At 57.8% G+C, this 18,191-nt stretch carries 18 protein-coding genes; 6 read left to right on the forward strand and 12 right to left on the reverse strand.

What is annotated here, in order from left to right; translation table 11 throughout:
- Window positions 1-33: 33 nt before the first annotated feature.
- Genes HWX89_RS00565 through HWX89_RS00575 form a run of 3 tightly spaced genes read right to left on the reverse strand, consistent with a single transcriptional unit; the run spans window position 34 to window position 4,669 of the window.
- A complete protein-coding gene (locus HWX89_RS00565; protein ID WP_138795698.1) occupies window positions 34-2,415 on the reverse strand; it encodes an LPS-assembly protein LptD in 2,382 nt (793 codons plus the stop codon).
- Window positions 2,415-3,503 (reverse strand): LPS export ABC transporter permease LptG, encoded by a 1,089-nt coding sequence (gene lptG, locus HWX89_RS00570; RefSeq protein ID WP_138795697.1) that lies wholly within the window; start codon window positions 3,501-3,503, stop codon window positions 2,415-2,417. Before lptG ends, HWX89_RS00565 begins: the two co-directional genes overlap by 1 nt.
- On the reverse strand, window positions 3,500-4,669 hold the full coding sequence (locus tag HWX89_RS00575; protein ID WP_138795696.1) for an LptF/LptG family permease: 1,170 nt from the start codon (window positions 4,667-4,669) through the stop codon (window positions 3,500-3,502). Before HWX89_RS00575 ends, lptG begins: the two co-directional genes overlap by 4 nt.
- A 292-nt stretch (window positions 4,670-4,961) precedes the next feature.
- Between HWX89_RS00575 and HWX89_RS00580 the strand changes: the two genes are divergently transcribed.
- The 3 genes from HWX89_RS00580 to HWX89_RS00590 all read left to right on the forward strand — a co-directional run bounded on the left by HWX89_RS00580 (window position 4,962) and on the right by HWX89_RS00590 (window position 8,303).
- Window positions 4,962-6,455, forward strand: coding sequence for a leucyl aminopeptidase (locus HWX89_RS00580; protein ID WP_138795695.1), 1,494 nt, complete (start codon window positions 4,962-4,964; stop codon window positions 6,453-6,455).
- A 53-nt stretch (window positions 6,456-6,508) separates the two neighbouring features.
- Window positions 6,509-6,958 carry a DNA polymerase III subunit chi gene (locus HWX89_RS00585; RefSeq protein WP_138795694.1) on the forward strand — a complete coding sequence of 150 codons (450 nt, stop codon included), beginning with the start codon at window positions 6,509-6,511 and terminating at the stop codon, window positions 6,956-6,958.
- A 316-nt stretch (window positions 6,959-7,274) separates the two neighbouring features.
- Window positions 7,275-8,303: a sensor domain-containing diguanylate cyclase gene (locus HWX89_RS00590; protein WP_138795693.1), complete on the forward strand. Its 1,029-nt coding sequence runs from the start codon at window positions 7,275-7,277 to the stop codon at window positions 8,301-8,303.
- A gap of 6 nt (window positions 8,304-8,309) precedes the next feature.
- On the opposite strand, the gene HWX89_RS00595 is transcribed toward HWX89_RS00590, so the two are convergent.
- The 4 genes from HWX89_RS00595 to HWX89_RS00610 form a co-directional block, all read right to left on the reverse strand.
- Window positions 8,310-9,236: a Gfo/Idh/MocA family protein gene (locus HWX89_RS00595; RefSeq protein WP_138795692.1), complete on the reverse strand. Its 927-nt coding sequence runs from the start codon at window positions 9,234-9,236 to the stop codon at window positions 8,310-8,312.
- 111 nt (window positions 9,237-9,347) lie between these two features.
- Window positions 9,348-10,193, reverse strand: coding sequence for a polysaccharide deacetylase family protein (locus HWX89_RS00600; protein ID WP_138795691.1), 846 nt, complete (start codon window positions 10,191-10,193; stop codon window positions 9,348-9,350).
- Between the two features lie 94 nt (window positions 10,194-10,287).
- A complete protein-coding gene (locus HWX89_RS00605; protein ID WP_138795690.1) occupies window positions 10,288-12,171 on the reverse strand; it encodes an ABC-F family ATP-binding cassette domain-containing protein in 1,884 nt (627 codons plus the stop codon).
- Between the two features lie 59 nt (window positions 12,172-12,230).
- Window positions 12,231-13,259 (reverse strand): GGDEF domain-containing protein, encoded by a 1,029-nt coding sequence (locus HWX89_RS00610; protein ID WP_178340571.1) that lies wholly within the window; start codon window positions 13,257-13,259, stop codon window positions 12,231-12,233.
- 265 nt (window positions 13,260-13,524) lie between these two features.
- Here HWX89_RS00610 and HWX89_RS00615 point away from each other — a divergent pair, with 265 nt between their 5' ends.
- Both HWX89_RS00615 and ndk read left to right on the forward strand, forming a co-directional pair.
- Complete coding sequence (locus tag HWX89_RS00615) at window positions 13,525-14,220, forward strand: glutathione S-transferase family protein (protein WP_138795689.1); 696 nt, start codon at window positions 13,525-13,527, stop codon at window positions 14,218-14,220.
- Window positions 14,221-14,323: 103 nt separating this feature from the next.
- The gene (gene ndk / locus HWX89_RS00620; protein WP_138795688.1) at window positions 14,324-14,746 is read left to right on the forward strand and encodes a nucleoside-diphosphate kinase; all 423 of its coding nucleotides are present in this window, start codon (window positions 14,324-14,326) and stop codon (window positions 14,744-14,746) included.
- A gap of 102 nt (window positions 14,747-14,848) precedes the next feature.
- Here ndk and HWX89_RS00625 read toward each other — a convergent pair whose 3' ends face one another.
- Both HWX89_RS00625 and HWX89_RS00630 read right to left on the reverse strand, forming a co-directional pair.
- A complete protein-coding gene (locus HWX89_RS00625) occupies window positions 14,849-15,352 on the reverse strand; it encodes a hypothetical protein (protein WP_138795687.1) in 504 nt (167 codons plus the stop codon).
- On the reverse strand, window positions 15,349-15,900 hold the full coding sequence (locus HWX89_RS00630) for a CGNR zinc finger domain-containing protein (RefSeq protein ID WP_138795686.1): 552 nt from the start codon (window positions 15,898-15,900) through the stop codon (window positions 15,349-15,351). The genes HWX89_RS00625 and HWX89_RS00630 overlap by 4 nt, the downstream gene beginning before the upstream one ends.
- A 59-nt stretch (window positions 15,901-15,959) precedes the next feature.
- Between HWX89_RS00630 and HWX89_RS00635 the strand changes: the two genes are divergently transcribed.
- Window positions 15,960-16,856, forward strand: a complete 897-nt coding sequence (locus HWX89_RS00635; protein WP_138795685.1) for a branched-chain amino acid ABC transporter permease — start codon at window positions 15,960-15,962, stop codon at window positions 16,854-16,856.
- A 3-nt stretch (window positions 16,857-16,859) separates the two neighbouring features.
- On the opposite strand, the gene HWX89_RS00640 is transcribed toward HWX89_RS00635, so the two are convergent.
- From HWX89_RS00640 to pgsA, 3 genes are read right to left on the reverse strand one after another with little or no spacing between them, the layout of a single operon-like run.
- On the reverse strand, window positions 16,860-17,327 hold the full coding sequence (locus HWX89_RS00640) for a molybdenum cofactor biosynthesis protein MoaE (protein ID WP_138795684.1): 468 nt from the start codon (window positions 17,325-17,327) through the stop codon (window positions 16,860-16,862).
- 4 nt (window positions 17,328-17,331) lie between these two features.
- Window positions 17,332-17,586 carry a molybdopterin converting factor subunit 1 gene (gene moaD, locus HWX89_RS00645; protein ID WP_138795683.1) on the reverse strand — a complete coding sequence of 85 codons (255 nt, stop codon included), beginning with the start codon at window positions 17,584-17,586 and terminating at the stop codon, window positions 17,332-17,334.
- Complete coding sequence (gene pgsA, locus HWX89_RS00650; RefSeq protein WP_138795682.1) at window positions 17,586-18,173, reverse strand: CDP-diacylglycerol--glycerol-3-phosphate 3-phosphatidyltransferase; 588 nt, start codon at window positions 18,171-18,173, stop codon at window positions 17,586-17,588. The genes moaD and pgsA overlap by 1 nt, the downstream gene beginning before the upstream one ends.
- Between the last annotated feature and the right edge of the window lie 18 nt (window positions 18,174-18,191).

Consider the following 18,191-nt stretch of genomic DNA (forward strand, 5'->3'; position numbering starts at 1 on the left):
GGAGCGCATTTGCCCTGCGCTCCGTTTTTCAGCTTAGTAGTTGTTCGGTTTCCAGCCGATATCCATGTCGCTCCAGTCCTCATTGGCAGAGCCGACACTGATATCGCCGAGCGTGCGGAAGGCAATGCGGGCATTGATCGACCAGTCGTTGGCAGACTGTCTGTTCGACGTGATCGTGCCTTCATCCGAATAGCTGACTGTGAAGATCGTGCATTCGTCCTGATAGAGAATACCGACGCGGCGCTCTTCGGCGAACTTGCCGTTCAGGTCGTAGTTGATTGAACCGAACAACGACCAGTTATCGGTCATGCGAAGGGAACCGGATGCCTGAATGATGTCACGGTCTTCGTTGTAGCCGTATTTCGGTTGCGCCTTGACCTGCGTATAGCTGACCTTGCCGGTCACGCGGCGATCGGAATAGGCCACACCTGTTTCAGACCGGTTGATGTCGAGGTCGTCCTTGTCAAGACGGACACTCGTCGAGAAGGAGAGGCCGATAGGTGCGTCAAAGGCTGCCATCGCGACATAGTCCGAACGATCGGATTCAAGACCGGAATTGGCGCCGGCATTGACCAGATCGTAGGAAGCGAAGGAATTTTCACCCGCGAGATGGAACGACTGACCGGCAATCGCCCGCACGCCATATCCATTGTCGAATGTGCCGTTATAGCGGAAACCGATGTTTGCGCGCGTACCGCCTTCGATGCGATCGTAGCCGGAGAATTTGTCACGATCGAACAGGTTGGTCGCGTCGAACACGAACGCCTGCGCATCCTCGTTCGGGAAACGACCGGAATAGGATTCGTCCGGACGCACGAAAATCTGCGCGATCGGCTCGATGACATGGTTGCTGTTCGCAGCCGTAAACAACCACGGATAACGCACTTCAAGACCACCCGTGACCATGCCGCGCAACGCTGCGTCGTCCTGCATCATGCCCTCATAGGCATAAGAGGTGCCGCCTGACGTGAAGCTTGCCGGAGACATGTCCGACCACATGGCATCGCCACGTGCGGCGAAGAGCGGCGTCAACTGCACGCCGCTGTCGAATGTGAAGGTACGCTTCCATTCGGCTTCTGTCGTGAAGCGCGTGTAATCGCCTTCCAGGCCGTTGAAGCGCGAATAACCACCAAGTGCATAGGCATCCTGTTTCAGGCGCGTGATGCTGGTAAGATTGGTTGTCAGCGACAACTCGCCACCATAGATCGGGTCCGGTACGAAATAGCGGTAGTCGAGAACCGGGTGAACGATTGCCTGTTTGCGCTCTTCAGATTCGGAATCATCCGTGTCCTGAACGTTGAAGTAATAGGCGTTCAGGTCGAACTTGTTCCGCTCGCCGATGCCTGTCAGGTAGAACTGGTTCGTCTGAACGTCGTTCTTGTAACCCTTCAGCTCATAGGTGCGCGAAAAGTTGTTGTCAGTCTGGACCATGGCGTCCCAGCCGAACGCCCAGCGTGGATTGATGCTGAAGTCGCCCTTGCTGGCAATCATGCCGCGGGTGTCGTTCAGCGCATCGCTGGTTCCGGCCGTGAAGGTGTCGGAGCTCTGCTGGTCGATGCCTGCCATCCGCACGGTATGGTAGCCGGTTTCAAAACGTTGACGGATTTCAGCCTGCAGAAGCAGACCCTGCGTCGTGTAATAGGTCGGCGTAACAGTCACGTCTGCCGTGTCGGACAGGACGTGGAAATAGGGCACGCCGATGCCGAAACCGAGATTATCGGTGATGCTCATCTGCGGGAACAGGAAGCCAGACTTCCGCTTCACGGTGTTATCCGGAACAGTCAGGAACGGCAGATAGCCGATCGGTTGTCCGAAAAGCTCGAAACGGGCTTTTTCCAGACGCACTGTGTGGGTCTTTCCGTCCTGAACGACGCGCTCGGCCTTGACCTGCCAGAGCGGTGCCTTGTCCGGGCGTTGCGCGCACGGCAGACAGGCGGTGTAGACACCGTTGTTCAGCACCATCACATCGCTGTCGAGGCGTTCTGCGCTCTCGCCGGCAATACGGGTGTTGTCAGGTGTCTCGACACGCAGGGCGTTTACGAAGCCCTGAGCAAAGTCGTCAGTGACATCCAGCTCATCGGCATAGATCTTGTTGCCGCTCGGCTCGATCAGCTCGATGTTGCCGCGTGCGATCACGCGGCCGGTCTGCTGGTTATATTCCACTTGCTGGGCCACCATGCGGTAACCCGAATAATGCATGCGAACCACACCCTTCGCGATAATGCGTTCTGCATCACGGTTATAGGTCAGTTCATTCGCTGTAAGCAGGAGTTTCGAATCGTCTTGGCTTCCGGGCGCAAAGATGCCGTCCTGGCCGATAGCGACCTGTCCGGATGCCAGATATGCGCACACAGCGGCACCTGTCAGAAGGGCCGTCCAAAGCCGTCTGATATTCCCGCGGTCATATACCGCCACTAGCCGTCCTCCTGATGAAGCAAAATCGTTGCACCTAGCGCCAACGCAACGGTGACTGGAACCCAGACCGCCACGAAGGGAGGGACAACGCCACTGCTCCCGAACGCTCTTACGAGCACGGTTATTACATAAAGCACGAAGCCGGAAACGATTCCACCCAGAATCACGGAGCGCGATTGGGCGAAGCGGCTGAACTTTAGTGAAACGGTCGCGGCGATCAAGGTCATCGCGACCAAAAGAAGAGGCGTCGATAGCAGAAAGTGATACTGCGTTTCGAGCGCCTTCGAAGAGAGGCCGAAAGACTTCGCGATCTCGATCTTGCGAGAAAGATCAAAGAAAGCAACGGTTTCCGCCTGAGTCATCCGTTCTTGAACGAATTCCTGTCTCAGATTGGTACTGATACGGGTGCTGTCTTGCCGAACTGGCACATGGCCAGGTCGCGTCTCTGTCACACCGTTAAGAAGCCAGTAACCATCTTCCAACTTAGCCGACTTCGCATCCTGTCTGGAAACGATGTTACCGCTCTTGTCGAGGTGCACCAGAACGACGTCGAGAAGCAGCGTTCCGTTGTCCTCGAAGCTCTTTGCGCCGATGATCGTATCCTGCCCGCCACTCGACTGGCGAAGCCACGGAATGACGTCCTGCTGACGGCCGGCATTGGCCTCGTTACGCCAGCCGGCCTCCATCGAAAGCGACTGGTTTTGGCCCCAGGCAGCAATCGGGTTGAGCACGGTCACGGACAATATGCCGATCAGCACCGAGCCGAGCACGAATGGCAGAATGAACTGCCAGGCCGAAATTCCGGCTGCGCGCGTCACCACCAACTCATAACGCCGGTTGAGCGAAATAAGCGTCGTCATACCCACGAAGAGCGCGATGAACGGAACGGTCTGTTGAAGAATAAGCGGCAGTCGCAGCGCCGTCAGGCCGAGTGCCGCGGGCACGGAATATCCGGGCAGGCTGGACATGCGTCTGGCCGTTTCGCTGAAGTCAGCGAGATAGATGATCGCTGAAACGCCGAGAACGAACCAGACGGCCGTCATCAAATAGCGTCTCAGGAAATAGCGGGCGAGGGTGTTGAAGATCATGCGTTGCCGCTCCCCGAACTGCGCGCCATTCTGTCGGTGAACAGTCGGCGCAAGCGCCCGGCGGCATTGGCGATGAATTTCGGCGTTCTGGGCTTGCGACCCGTCATGAGCACGAATGCTGCCGCCGCGCCGCTGAGGCCAGGAACGGCATAAACCAGCGGAATGAAGGCGGCGCTCTGCTTGACCTGGTTGGTCACGTAGAAACCGGCCCAGCGCAGCATGAAAGCTGTGATGAGGGCGGCGACCATCGGATGAAGCCGCGCTTCACGATGCGAACGGGCATCTGCCGCGATCACCAGCGAGATCAGTGCAAAGGAGAAAGCGAACAGCCAGTCGGACAGGCGCTTGTGCAATTCGCTTCGGAAGCTCTCCGGCGCGCGGGCGTAGCTCGAATTGCTCTCATCGGGAGACAGAAGGAAGCCAAGGCTCGCGTCGCTCGGGGAAAGCGACTGCTCGGTGTCCTTTTTCTCCGACATGGTGGAGAGATCGAATGCGTAGGAGAGGAACTTGACGATCGAAACCTTGCCGTCAGGCGTCTTCTGTTGCACTTCGCCGTCGCGCATCGTCAGCGACGTGCCGCTCTCGTCGATCATGCCTTCCTTGGCGTAATAGATGAGGTCGAAGTTGGGGTCGCGGCGGTCGGCAACAAACAGACCTTTGAGAATGCGGCCCTGCCGCTGTCCGATCTGAACGTAGAGACCGTCCTGAATGGTGCGGAACGTCTTTTCCTCGATCACCGACGACAGGAGGTCCGCATAGGCGGCGGCAACCATCTGCCGCGCCGAATTGCGGGCAGGTGGTTCGATGAAGTTGGTGATGGTGAAGGAGAGTGCACTCAGCACGGCTGCGAGAACGAGAACAGGGCGAAACATGATCATGCGCGGCGCACCGGCCGCATCGATGATGGCAAGCTCGGAATCGTTGTTCATCGCCGTGAACGTCTGCGTGATGCCGATAACCAGCGCAAACGGCAGAACGACAGGAATGAGCGTCGGAAGAATCATGGTCGCAAGCGCCATGAATGACCCCATCGACTGACCGGTATCCGTCACCAGATTGATTCTCTGGAGAACCTGGATGGTCCAGATGATGGCCAGCACCGGAAGCAGCGCTACCAGAAACATCTGCGTTGTCCGTCGCAGGATATAGTTCTCGAGAAGCTTCATGCGGCCCTTGTTGTCGTCATTTGCTCGTGTGATCGGCGAGCGGATTTCCGCCTATCTAATCGCAACATTTGCGCTTGGCGACTCCGGACCACTCACAAATCTGTTTTGTGCGACGTTTTTTCCCGGCTCTGTGTCTTTTTGTGGAACACCGCTGCCACATCACCGAATTTCGAATTTCTTTCCATGTTTCATAAAAATGCCTTTCGCTTTAAAGATTGCGGGGTTGCACGGGGTTTTGAAAAGGCCATGATCGCGTGCACCCGATCAGTTTGTTCAGCAAGAGCAGGAAAACATGTCCGCCAAATTCGATATTTCTTTCGCCAGTTCCGTTTCGCTCGATGGCGCTCTCGCCATTTTGTTGCAGGCATCGGGTGGCGATTGGCAGCCCGCCGGTACAGCCGACGCTGACCCCGAAGCGATCGTTGCAAAGGCGGCCAAGATCTCCGGTTTCTCCGCCAAGTCCATGACGACGCTTGATGTCATCGCGCCTCACGGTTCCAGTGCCGACCGCCTGCTGGCCATTGGCCTCGGCAAGCCTTCAAAGCTTACGGCCCATGATTGGCTGCGTGTCGGCGGTACGGCAGCCGCAGGCTTCAAGAAGGCGGAAAAGGTTGTCGTTTTCCTTGATGCCCCGGGCGTCGAGGTCACCGGGCAGGCGGCAGCGGATTTCGCCCTCGGCCTGCTGCTGCGTGCTTACACCTTCGATGCCTACAAGACGAAGAAGAAGTCCGAAGACGAAAAGACACCAAAGAAGGTGGACGTCGTGATCGTCACGGCTGCCCGCGAGGAAGCGGAAAAGGCATTTGAGGTGTCGCAGGCGATTGCAGGCGGCGTTGTTCTGGCCCGCGATCTCGTCAACCTGCCGCCGAACGTGCTTGGTCCAGTGGAATTCGCAGAAAAGGCTGAAGAGCTGCAGAAGCTTGGTGTCGAGGTTGAAATCCTGGGCGAAAAGGAACTGAAGAAGCTTGGCATGAATGCGCTTCTTGGAGTGGCGCAGGGCTCTGCCCGCCCGCCACGGCTTGCGGTCATGCAGTGGAACGGTGGTTCCAAGAAGGACACGCCGATCGCCTTCGTCGGTAAGGGCGTTGTGTTCGATACCGGCGGCATTTCGCTGAAGCCCGGCCTTAACATGGAAGACATGAAGGGCGATATGGGTGGCGCGGCGGCCGTGACCGGCCTGATGCATGCGCTTGCCGCCCGTAAAGCCAAGGCGAATGTCGTTGGCGTGATTGGTCTTGTGGAAAACATGCCTGATGGCAATGCCCAGCGTCCGGGCGATATCGTCACCTCTATGTCCGGCCAGACCATCGAGATCATCAACACCGATGCGGAAGGCCGTCTCGTTCTGGCCGATGCGCTCTGGTACACGAAGGATCGTTTCGATCCGAAGTTCATGATCAATCTGGCAACGCTCACCGGTGCGATCACCGTGGCGCTTGGCAATCTGCACGCGGGATTGTTCTCGAATGACGACGAACTCGCCGGCCGTCTGACACAGGCGGGCGAAGACACAGCTGAAAAGCTCTGGCGCATGCCGCTCGGCAAGGACTATGACAAGATCATCGATTCCAAGTTCGCGGACATGAAGAACAGCGCTGGCCGGCTTGCCGGTTCGGTGACCGCTGCCCAGTTCCTCAAGCGCTTTGTGGGTGACACCCCATGGGCGCACCTGGATATCGCAGGGACGGCGATGGGTTCGCCGCTGACCGAGATCAACCAGTCCTGGGGTTCCGGTTACGGCGTTCGCCTTCTGAACGAACTCGTTCGCGCGCATTACGAAGACTGATAACAGGCAGCTCTTTCGGGAGCTGCGCATAAACTGAGGCGACAGACTGACCGATGACCGAAATTCTGTTCTATCACCTGACGGAATCGAAGCTGGAGGATGCCCTGCCGCCCTTGCTTGAAAAATCGCTGGAACGCGGCTGGAAGGTCGCGGTCCAGACAACGGATGCTGAACGGCGCGATTTTCTCGATTCGCATTTGTGGACGTATCGGGATGACAGCTTTCTGGCGCACGCGACGGATGCAGCGGCCTCGCCGGAGAACCAGCCCGTTCTTCTGACCGCCTTGGATGCAAACGGCAACAGCGCCAGCGTCCGCTTCCTGGTCGACGGCGCCGAACCGCCGCCGGTCGAGCCTTATGAACGCATCGTGTTCATGTTCGATGGCTATGATGCATTCCAGCTTGAAACGGCGCGCAATCATTGGAAAAGGCTGAAGGGAGAGGGGCACGCCCTGACCTACTGGCAGCAATCGCCAGAAGGGCGCTGGCAGAAAAAGGCCTGACCAAAGCACCCGTCGCTGCACCAGCGAAAGGTTTTTCTCTAAGGGAAACCACGGGCAAAAAATCATATGTAGCACGCAGCGCCAGCTTCTGCATTATGGCCATGGCATCGGTCCGGAAACCGGAATCGGGTTTCATTCGAAAGATGTTTTAAATCAGTTGGTTAGGGCGATTTTTTCTCAGTTTTGAAGAATAGGGCGTCCTTGAGACATGGAAGTGACACGATTCCCTTGGAAGCCGGTGTCCGGGCAGCAGCGTGATTTCGCTGTGCAACATCCCGCCTGAGCGCTGGATGTGAGAAGACAGAAGGATAGAAATATGGACCAGATGATTTCATTACCGGATCGGGAAATGGAGCGTCTGATGGCTGTTCGTTCATTGATGTCATTCAAGAATGGTCCGTCGCCGGAGCTTGAGGCTCTCTCCGAGCTTGCGCGCGGCGTCTTTTCCGTTTCACGCGCCTCCGTTCACCTGATGGACGATGACTGGCTCTACATCGTGGAGCAGGCCGGCATGCAATTAGCTGAATGCCCGCGCGATGTCTCAATCTGCAATCGCGTTCTGGCTAAGCAGGATGTCGTGGTCATTCCCGATTTGACCGTCCATCCGGACTTCTGCGCGATGCCTTATGTCCAGGAAGGCCCGAAGTTGCGCGCCTATGCGGGCGCACCGATCGAGCTCGAGCCTGGGCTGATTGTCGGTGCGTTCTGCGTCGTCGACACGGTGCCACGGCTGTTCTCCACGGCTGAGATTGACAATCTGCAGCGTTTTGCCGTTCTCGCGACAGCCGTGTTGCGGCTTCAGAAGGCGAATTTCACCATGAGCCTTGCCGAACGCGAGCTCCGCAACGCGGCCATGACCGATCCATTGACAGGATTTTATAATCGCAAGGCACTCGACGTGCTGGTCGATCTGCAGCTTGGAATGGCCCTGCGCGAAAACGAGACGTTCGGTGCGCTCTATATGGATATGGATGGCTTCAAGATCATCAACGATACCTTTGGCCATTCGGCTGGCGACTGCGTTCTGGCGGCCGCCGCCAATCGTATCCGCGCCGTAACCCGCAATGAAGATATCGTCGTGCGCATGGGTGGCGACGAGTTCGCCATTTTCGTTCCGCGTCCCGATGGTCCGGAGACGATGAGCCTGTTGGCGGATCGCCTGTTGTGCGCTTTCCGAGAGCCCTTCGATATCGATGGCCGTCAGGTTGTTTCGCGGCTGAGTATTGGCGGGGCAATTGCGCCGCAGGCCGGTGCCGACCGGGCAACGCTTCTGTCAAATGTCGATGAAGCGCTTTATCAGGCTAAAAAAGCCGGGCGCGACCGTTATGTCAGTCGCGCCCTCTGATCAGTCTCAGTCGTAGAACGAATCCACGAACTTGTGGCGACCGAGCAGAAAGGCATCGGCCACGTGGGTCAGCGGCGCCAGATCGACGTCCGATTTGCCCGCCTTGATGATTTCGGCGAAGCGTTCGTAAAGGGCAGGGTACTCACGTTCCGGTTCGGAAAGCTTCATGTCGCCATTGATCGAAAGCTTCGCACCGCCTTCGGATAGCACCATCTGACCGTCTGCCGTCTCGGCAATGATGTCCCAGCTCTGCTTGCCCGTCTGACGCCAGTCGAACTCGGCGTGAACCGGCATCTTCGTCACATCGGAAAAATGCACGTCTGCGGCGATTGGCGCATCACGGTTTTCCGGGAATTCCAGCGTCGCTTTGGTGATGAACAGGGCGCGTGGCAGGATGTGGGTGATGATGGAGAGGGCGTTGATGCCGGGATCGAAGACGCCGAGACCGCCCGCCTGCCAGATCCATTCCTGGTTCGGATGCCAGTGGCGCACATCTTCCTTCCAGATGACGTGAACGCTCTCGATCTTCGTCGAGGCCAGAAAAGCCTTGGCAGCTTCGACGGCGGGTGCGTAACGCGAATGCCAGCTTGCAAACAGCGAGAGACCCTTGCTGTCGGCGAGGCGAACAAGATCCTGCACCTCCGAAAGCGTCGCGCCCGGCGGCTTTTCGAGGAAGACGTGCTTGCCGGCGTTCAAAGCCGTGTAAGCGGCTTCATAACGGTACTGCGGCGGCATACAGAGCGAGACCGCGTCGATCTGCGGAACAGCCTCGAGCATGGCTTCGATACTGTTGTAGGAAGCGATACCGTCGACGGTGCCGTGGCGGCTGGCCGTGGCGATCAGTTCGAAATCGGGATTGCCTGCAATGGCGGGAAGATGCTGGTCGCGAACGATCTTGCCGACGCCGACGATGGCGAGTTTGGTGGCTGACATGCGTAGTACCCGTGTCTGTGTTTCACTCGAAAAATAACATTTTTGAAGTGTTGTAGCAGAAAGCAATGGCCGGGCAAGATATGGCCATCGCTTCTTTTAGGGTTGATTTTATTAGAGTGCTGCGACCAGCAGCGGCAATTTCTGCGGTGCCTTGTAGCGCAAATGTACGACTTTATAGCCTTCCGCCTTCAATTGCGTCAGCAATGCCGGCAGCATGGCGGCGGTGCGCTTGTGAATGTCATGCATCAGAATGATGCCGCTGCCGCGATGACGCAAGGCCTCAATGGTGCGTGACGCCACCACGGCGGGTGCATCCTTGAAATAGTCCTTGGAGTCGATCTGCACATCCATCACCACTGTACCGCGCGAGGCAAGCGAATGGCGAAGCCGCGATGTATCGGCAAGGTAAGGGAAGCGGAAGAAAGGAACGTCTGTTTCGGTGGCGTCGGCAACGGCCTTGGCGCCTTTCGATATTTCGTTCAGTGCCCGGTCGAAGGAGAGGTGCGCGAGGTTGGGGTGGCTGTAGGTATGGCTGCCGATGCTGTGCCCGTCGAACACGACCTTTCGGGCAAGCTCCGGGTGGGCCTTTGCCATTTCACCGACCATCAGGAAGGTTGCCTTCACACCGAATTCGTCAAGCGTCGCCAGAATATTCTCGGTCTTGCCGGGCACCGGGCCATCGTCGAAACTGAGAACGACTTCCTTGTTCGCCAGGCTGATGTCGGAAATCGACGAGACCTCGATGTCACGGCCCGCAAGAGCGCTGGGATGTCTCGGCCGCACCCAGGCAGCGGGAGAGAGCGGGACGGGATCGTTCGCATCGGCATGACCCGCCGGGTTGGCAGGCATCGTGGCGGCGAACGCCGTTTTCAGAGAGCCATCTCCCTGCGGTTTGCCTGCGCAGCCTGAGAGGATGGCAGCCACGATGACGGCAACGGAAACGACGCGAATGGACATGGAAAAACTCGGCTCAAAAGCAGCAAATCAACTGCTCCCGAATTTCTCCGATTATGGTTAATGAGGCGTTACCGCTGGTTGTCGATCCCGGCCGTCACACCGCCATGGCTTCTTCGTACTCGCCGGAGAGCATCAGCCATTGTTCTTCGGCATCGGCCAGCTTGCTTGCCGCTTCGCCACGTTCCTTGACCTTCTGGGCGGCCTTGGCAGGCGCCTTTTCGTAAAGGGCAGGGTCGGCCAGCTCCTTGTCGAGTGACTGAATCAGTTTCTCAAGCTTTGCCGTCAGGGATTCGATTTCATTGATCTTTTTCTTGAGCGGAGCGAGTTGCGCACGCTTTTCGGCGTTCGCCTTGCGCTGGTCGGCCTTCGAGGCCTGGTCGCTCGCAATGTCCGGCTTGTCGTCCTTCTTCTTGCCGGAGGACACGACGATATCGCGATATTCCTCCATGTCGCCTTCAAAGGTCTTCACGGTGCCATCCGCCACCAGCCACAGCCGGTCGACGGTCGCTTCGATCAGGTGACGGTCGTGCGAGATCAGGATGACGGCACCGTTATAATCGTTCAGCGCTTCGATCAGTGCCCGGCGGCTGTCGATATCAAGGTGGTTGGTCGGTTCGTCGAGAATGAGCAGATGCGGCGCATGGAAAGCCGCAAGTCCCATCAGCAGGCGGGCTTTTTCGCCACCTGAGAGGTCTTTCGCGGCCGTGGCCATCTTTTCCGTCGTCAGGCCCATCTGGGCCACACGGGCGCGAACCTGCGCTTCAGCGGCCTGCGGCATCAACTTGCGCACATGTTCGACCGGCGTTTCGTTCGGAACGAGATCGTCGAGCTGATGCTGGGCAAAGAAACCGATTTTCAGACCGGATGCGACACGCAGATCGCCCGCCTGCGGCGCAAGGCGACCGGAGATGAACTTGGCAAACGTCGACTTGCCGTTGCCGTTCGAACCGAGCAGCGCGATGCGGTCGTCATTGTCGATGCGCAGGTTCAACTGCTTGAGAATGGACTTGCCCGGCTCGTAGCCGACAGCGCCGCCATTGATGGCAACGATCGGGGAAGCCGGCTGCTTTTCAGGCTCCGGAAAGGTGATCGGTTGGACGTGATCTTCGATCACCGCCGCGACCGTTCCCATGCGCTCCAGTGCCTTCACGCGGCTTTGTGCCTGCTTGGCCTTGGATGCCTTGGCCTTGAAACGATCGATGAAGCTCTGCAGATGTTTGCGCGCCGCATCATTCTTGGCCTTGGCCTTCATCTGCAATTCGTCAGCTTCAGCCTTCTGACGCTCGAACTGGTCGTACCCGCCGCGATAGAAGGTCAGCTTCTTCTGATCGAGGTGAACGATCGAGTTGACCGCGTTGTTCAGGAGATCGCGGTCGTGGCTGATCATGATAACGGTATGCGGATAGCGGCGGATATAATCCTCCAGCCACAACGTCCCTTCAAGGTCGAGATAGTTGGTCGGTTCATCGAGAAGCAAAAGGTCAGGCTCGGCAAACAGTACGGAGGCGAGCGCGACGCGCATGCGCCAGCCGCCGGAAAACGACGAGGCCGGGCGAAGCTGGGCTTCCTGGTTGAAACCGAGACCGGCGAGAATGCTGGAGGCGCGCGCTTCCGCAGAATGGGCGTCAATATCGACAAGGCGCATCTGGATTTCAGCGATGCGATGCGGATCGGCTGCCGTTTCGGCTTCGGCCAGCAGCGCGGCGCGCTCCTTGTCGGCTGACAGCACGATCGAAATCAGCGACTCCTCGGTGCCCGGCGCTTCCTGGGCGACCTGGCCGATCCGGGCCTGTTTGGGAATGGTGACCGATCCGTTCTCCGCCGCGAGGTCACCGGTGATGACGCGAAACAGCGTCGATTTGCCGGCGCCGTTACGGCCGACAAGGCCCGCTTTCACACCGGCAGGCAGCGTGACACTGGCGTTGTCGAGAAGCAGGCGTCCTGCGATACGGGCGGAAAGATCGGTAATCGTAATCATGCCGCCGTTTTGTCTGAACTCTGCGCCCGATGCAAGAGCGTCGAAAGGTGGTTCGCGGTTCAGCCGCCGAGTTGCAGAAGATAGCTGTTGCGACTGCGCTGTGCGACGTCCCTGGAGTAACCGACGACGCAGTTGCGCGCGCTGCTTCTGGCGGCAAGAAGCGCCAGTTCTGCATGGCTGTAGAATTCGGCCGGCGTTGCCGCGCCGTCCAGTGCCGCAACACCGACTGAAATCGTCAGATGGTCACCATCGCCGTCTCTGGTGGCAAAGCGAAGATCCTCGACGCTGCGGCGCAGACGCTCCGCAATGCTTTGTGCGGTGTTTTGCGCCACACCCATGAAGATGAAGGCGAATTCGTTGCCGCCGATACGCGCGACGAAGTCATCCTTCTTGATTGTCTTGCGAAATAGCGCTGCCAGTCGCCGCAACGCCTTGTTGCCGGCGGCCGGACCGTACTTCGCATTGATTTCGCGGAAGTGGTCGATGTTGACCAGCAGCATGGAGGCTGCAGAAGGCGCATCGCCTTCCTCATACATTGCGGTCAGCTTTTCGAGAAAGGCTGCACGGTTCGGCAGCGTCGTCAGCGTATCGCGCAAGGAGACAGCCTGAATATGTGTGCTGTTTTTTTCGGTGGCGCGAATTTTCTGCAAGCCGTGAGCAAGGAAGTTTTTCAGGCTCGTTTGCTCATCGTGAACATCGCGAACCAGTCGCGACACATGTTCGGGTTCTACGGTCTGCATCGAGGACAGAAAAACCTCGGTGCGATGCAGGCCGGCATCCAGCCGCGCCGCTATCTGCTCGAGCGTTTCTGCTGCGTCGTTGGTGGCTTTGCTCGCCGCGATACGGGAAAAACCCGCCAGACCATGTCGCTGGCCGACGATATCAAGCTCGTGCTGCTGTGGCGCGTTGCCAAGTGCAAGCACCTCACGACCCATGGCCGGGTTATGGCCTGCCAATATCTCGAAGATCAGTTCGTAATTGCGTGGCAGGGGAGCAATGTTCATCTTCGCGATGAACTGCGTGATCTTGGTAACGATCAGGCTGTTCTTCGCGTTCTCACGATGTCTGTCGCCGTTCGGAATAGTCACGTGCAGCCCCAACACTGTTGTTACGATGCGCAAACCGGAAATCACGGTTGCGGGATGATAATGTTTTATCGGGTTGGTTGCTTAAAATACCATAAAGCACTGAGAAGCATGCGTTTTATGCTTACCAAAATATTGTCCGGTATGGTCTGTGTTGCGAAACGTCACATCCATCTCTGATGGGTGCCATGACATTTCCTGATTTGATTTCGCCGCGGCGCCGTTCTTATATCGTTGTCCGCATGGTCCTATTGAAAGGTGCTGTTGTATGTCGACGTCCAGAACGCTGTATTCCCTGTGTGGAAGCGATGCTTCCCGTCCTTTTTCGCCCCATTGCTGGAAGACAGTTCTTTCGCTGGCGCATAAGGGCCTGGACTTCGAAGAACGCCCCTTGCCGTTCACGGCAATTCCGAGCGCCGAGGGTGGTTTTTCCAAAACCGTGCCGATCCTCAGGGACGGCGACCAGCTCATAAGCGACAGCTTCGAAATCGCCCTTTATCTGGACGAGGTCTATCCGGAGCGGCCGTCGCTCTTCAATGGTGAGGGTGGCAAGGCAATGGCACGCTTCGTGGAAAGCTGGTCGCAGACCCAGCTCCATCCGGCCATCGTGCGCATCGCCGTTCTCGATATTCACGATATGCTGGATGAACCGGATCGCCTTTATTTCCGTGAAAGCCGCACCAAAGCGCTCGGCCGTTCACTGGAAGCGGCGGTGGCCAACCGCGAGGCTGAAATTGCCGCCTTTCCGACGTTGTTGACGCCGATCCGCCGCATGCTAGGCTTCCAGCCTTTCATCGGTGGCATGACACCGCTGTTTGCGGATTATATCGTTTTCGGGGCGTTGCAGTGGGCGCGCATCACCACGGGAGCGGACCTGTTTACCGAAAACGACCCGGTTCGTGGCTGGTTCGAGAGCTGCCTCGATCTCTATGATGCGAAGGGTCGCAGTGTGACAGCGGCGTGAAATGTCTGGCTTCCCAATTGCAAAGTGGTCTATCCCCCTTGTTTTCGGGCCTTTGGGCGGGTAAACACCGCCCACTTTCTCTGAAGGAAAAGGAAACGGACACATGGCGATTGAACGCACATTTTCGATGATCAAGCCGGACGCAACCAAGCGTAACCTGACTGGCGCGATCACCAAGGTATTTGAAGACAACGGCCTGCGCGTCATCGCGTCCAAGCGCGTTTGGATGAGCAAGCGCGAAGCAGAAGGCTTCTACGCTGTTCACAAGGAACGTCCTTTCTTCGGCGAACTCGTTGAAGGCATGACCTCTGGCCCGACCATCGTTCAGGTTCTGGAAGGCGAAAACGCAATCCTCAAGAACCGCGAAATCATGGGCGCGACGAACCCGGCACAGGCTGCTGAAGGCACCATCCGCAAGACCTTCGCACTGTCCATCGGCGAAAACTCCGTTCACGGTTCCGACGCTCCGGAAACCGCTGTTCAGGAAATCGCTTACTGGTTCGCTGAAACCGAAATCGTCGGCTGATTCAGTTTATCAGGCACTTGAATCCATCCGTCAGGGATTGGGTTCAAGAGACTGAAATGACTCAAGGAAACGGAGCCGAAAGGCTCCGTTTTTCTTTTCCGGTCATGTCGCCGGGCAATCCTGCACCGGCCGCATATCGGTCGTGCCATCCTGCTTGAATACCTCAGGGTTGGGGGTATAGAGCGGTCCCACCACCAGGGGCTTCGCGGGCAGCAGGGACTGGTCTGTGTCAGAGGTGATGCTTGTCTCTATGGTTTGCATCACACGTCCATCCGGCGCTCTCAGCCGTATCTTCACCGCATAAGGACGTCCTTCCCGGATGCATTCCACCGGTGGGCTCTGCAGGACGATCTTCTGATTTTTCGGAAAAAGCGGCTCCTTGATGGAAAACGCATCGCCGCCGCGCGGATTTTCGAACTCGGCCTCGATGATGCTGCCATCCTTGATCGGGGCGGTTGGCTGAAGCGTCACCAGATAGGTCGCGGTAGCCACACGATAGTTGAACACGAACATGCGGCCGGAAACCTTGGCAATTTCCCTTTGCTCTTCGCGCTGGCAGGCGGTGAGAGCGAGCGTGGCAAGAATGACAGCAACGACCGATCTCATGATGCCGTTTCCTTTTTTCGCCGATAATGCTTCGCCGCCTTCTGGCGATTGCCGCACACCGCCATGTCGCACCAGATGCGACTGCGGTTCTTGCTGCGGTCGATGAAAAGCCAGCCGCAATTTCCGCAGATTCTCAGGCGGTCCCGGTCCTGTCCGGCAATCAGCGTCAGCGCCGAATGTGCCGTGGCATTGGCGAGGCTTTCGGCCATTGGAAATGCCCGCAATGCCGATCCGCAGGCAAAGAGCAGATCAGCCAGCCTGCCGTCATCACCTTTTCCGTCGATGATACATCCACGAAAATAGCGGTCGATCGTCTCTCTCAGTTCAAGCAGTGTGTCCCGGTTCGTTGGGGCAGGCGCCGTCAATGCCGGGAACCTGTCCCGCTCGGCACACAGTTTCATCGCTGCGTCCGCGAAAGTCTCGACCTGTTCAGGCACGGCAAAGCGATCAACCGACTTTTCGGCATCGAAACGAAGGATGACGCTGTTGGCAACGTCCAGTGCCAACGCGCCGCCAGCAAAACGGTGTGAAGTCCAGCAAAAGGTCATGGTGTAATTGTAACTGTTAAAAATGATTTTGATAGTTATAATTCTTGCGGGAGGGCGGCATGGCGTATTTCCTGCAACAGCTTTTGAACGCAGTGCCGGTCGCCGCGCTCTATGCGATGCTGGCCTTCGGGTACGCTGTTGCCTTTTCCATCACCAAGCGTGCCGACGTCACCTACGGCGCGATTTTCGCATTTGCCGGTCAGACATGCCTGCTGTTTGCCGATTTTGGTTGGAACCAGCTTTGGCTGATCCTGCCAGCCACCCTTGCACTTGGGGCAGGCATGGGCCTGTTTGGCGGCCTTTGGGCAGCGGCCGTCATGGGAAGGACGGTCATGCGCCCGTTGGTAACAGCGTCGCCCAATGCCGTGACGGTTGCGTCGGTCGGTGCGCTGATTGCTTTGACTGAAAGCGCCAGACTGGCCGCCGACACGCGGCAGTTGTGGCTTCCGCCGCTGCTGTCGCAGCCTGTGGCGTTCTGGCAGGACGGGAATTTTGCCGTCACGCTCATACCGATGCAGATGGTAAACACCGCCATCTTCGGTCTCGTGGTTCTGCTTGGGGCGCTATATCTGACACGATCATCCCTGGGGCGCCGTTGGAAGGCGGTATCTGACGATCCGCTTGCCGCTTCCTTGTGCGGTGTCGATGCAGGCCGGGTGTTTCTCATGTCCTATTGCGCGGCGGGGTTGGTCGCCTCCATCGGCGGCGTGCTGGCAACCTTTTATTACGGCACCATGGATTTCGGTGCGGGTTTGGTCTTCGGGTTGAAGATCGTGCTGATTTCGGCTGCAGGAGGTTATACCAGTCCGCTTGTCTGCGCGCTTGGTGCGGCGGCCATCGGCGTCATCGAAACGCTCTGGTCGGGCTACGGCCCGGTGATGTGGCGGGACGCTGCGGTATTGGTCATGCTGGTTTTCTGGCTTGTCATCATGCGCAGCGCCCGTGAGACGCCGTGACGCCTAGCGCCACTTGTCCTTCGCCTTGTCGTCGGCTGTCTTGGATTCGATCCAGTCGCCAGCCTTGCCGTCCTTGCCATGCTCCTTTTTCCAGAACGGGGCAGAGGTTTTCAGATAGTCCATGACAAAGTTGGCGCCATCGAAAGCGGCCTGGCGGTGCGAGGAGGCGGCAATGACGAGAACGATATTGTCGCCAGCGGCAATCTTGCCGTGGCGGTGGATCGCAGTCAGGCCGAGAAGGTTGAAGCGTTCGATGGCAAGCGTGGCAATGCGGTTCATTTCCGCTTCCGCCATGCCGGGGTAATGTTCCAGTTCCAGCGCGGCCAGCGTACCGCCGTCATCCCGGCAAAGTCCGGAAAAGGCCACCACCGCGCCGATGCTTTTGTCAGCGGCCGTCAGCTTACGCGTTTCTTCGGCGGCATCGAAATCATCAGCCTGCACGCGAATGGTCGGAGTGACGGCCTGTACCAAAAGTTCAGCCTCCCGTCATGGGCGGAAAGATGCCGATCTCGCGCGCTCCGACAATGCTTTCATCGTGCTCGACATGTTCTTGGTTGACGGCAACGCGGATCACATCGGGAAACTCGAAGGCGGCTTCATAGTTTTCGCCAAGGGTCGTGAGGTAGGCGATCAGTTCGCCTGCCGTCGTGACAGAAACCGGAATGTCTATTTCTTCCTCGGCTGTGCCGATTTTCTCTCGAACCCAGGCGAAATAAACGATCCGGGTCATCAGTCTGCATCCACGATATGCTTGAGGCCGGCCTTGAAGTAGTCGTAGCCGGTGTAGATGGTCAGTGCCGCAGCAATCCACAGCAGCGTAATTCCCATCTCGGTGGTGTAGGGCAGAACCTGATCGCCAGCCGGCCCTGCCAGCAGGAAGGCAATGGCAACCATCTGGATGGTGGTCTTCCATTTGGCGATGCGGGTAACGGGAACGCTGACCTTGAGTGCCGCCAGATATTCACGCAGGCCGGAAACCAGAATTTCGCGGCAGAGAATGGTGATTGCGGCCCACAGAGACCAACCGGCAATGGTGCCGTCGGCAGCCATCAGCAGCAGAACGGAGGCGACTAGCAGCTTGTCGGCGATCGGGTCCAGCATGCGACCGATATTCGAGGTCTGGTTCCAGATACGCGCCAGATAACCGTCAAGAAAGTCCGTCAGCGAGGCAATGATGAAGAGCCACAGCGCGGTCCAGCGCGCGAAGTCCGAACTCTCCAGCTTCCCCTCGATAAAGAAGCACAAAACAATGACCGGAACCGCGAGAATACGGCCATAGGTGAGGAGGTTGGGAATACTGTATGTGCGCGAAGCCATGGGAAACCTGTCGATCGA

Origin of the sequence: Rhizobium sp. RM, from assembly GCF_013390595.1 — a bacterium.
In the GTDB taxonomy this organism is placed as follows: Bacteria; Pseudomonadota; Alphaproteobacteria; order Rhizobiales; family Rhizobiaceae; genus Agrobacterium.

Bases quoted from the DNA above. Each gene is read 5' to 3' on its own strand.
- HWX89_RS00615 (WP_138795689.1), top strand. From the start codon at position 13,525: ATGTCGACGTCCAGAACGCTGTATTCCCTGTGTGGAAGCGATGCTTCC.
- HWX89_RS00590 (WP_138795693.1), top strand. From the start codon at position 7,275: ATGGACCAGATGATTTCATTACCGGATCGGGAAATGGAGCGTCTGATG.
- lptG (WP_138795697.1), bottom strand. From the start codon at position 3,503: ATGATCTTCAACACCCTCGCCCGCTATTTCCTGAGACGCTATTTGATG.
- HWX89_RS00605 (WP_138795690.1), bottom strand. From the start codon at position 12,171: ATGATTACGATTACCGATCTTTCCGCCCGTATCGCAGGACGCCTGCTT.
- HWX89_RS00585 (WP_138795694.1), top strand. From the start codon at position 6,509: ATGACCGAAATTCTGTTCTATCACCTGACGGAATCGAAGCTGGAGGAT.
- HWX89_RS00630 (WP_138795686.1), bottom strand. From the start codon at position 15,900: ATGACCTTTTGCTGGACTTCACACCGTTTTGCTGGCGGCGCGTTGGCA.
- HWX89_RS00595 (WP_138795692.1), bottom strand. From the start codon at position 9,236: ATGTCAGCCACCAAACTCGCCATCGTCGGCGTCGGCAAGATCGTTCGC.
- moaD (WP_138795683.1), bottom strand. From the start codon at position 17,586: ATGACCCGGATCGTTTATTTCGCCTGGGTTCGAGAGAAAATCGGCACA.
- HWX89_RS00580 (WP_138795695.1), top strand. From the start codon at position 4,962: ATGTCCGCCAAATTCGATATTTCTTTCGCCAGTTCCGTTTCGCTCGAT.
- HWX89_RS00635 (WP_138795685.1), top strand. From the start codon at position 15,960: ATGGCGTATTTCCTGCAACAGCTTTTGAACGCAGTGCCGGTCGCCGCG.
- HWX89_RS00575 (WP_138795696.1), bottom strand. From the start codon at position 4,669: ATGAAGCTTCTCGAGAACTATATCCTGCGACGGACAACGCAGATGTTT.
- HWX89_RS00625 (WP_138795687.1), bottom strand. From the start codon at position 15,352: ATGAGATCGGTCGTTGCTGTCATTCTTGCCACGCTCGCTCTCACCGCC.
- ndk (WP_138795688.1), top strand. From the start codon at position 14,324: ATGGCGATTGAACGCACATTTTCGATGATCAAGCCGGACGCAACCAAG.
- HWX89_RS00600 (WP_138795691.1), bottom strand. From the start codon at position 10,193: ATGTCCATTCGCGTCGTTTCCGTTGCCGTCATCGTGGCTGCCATCCTC.
- pgsA (WP_138795682.1), bottom strand. From the start codon at position 18,173: ATGGCTTCGCGCACATACAGTATTCCCAACCTCCTCACCTATGGCCGT.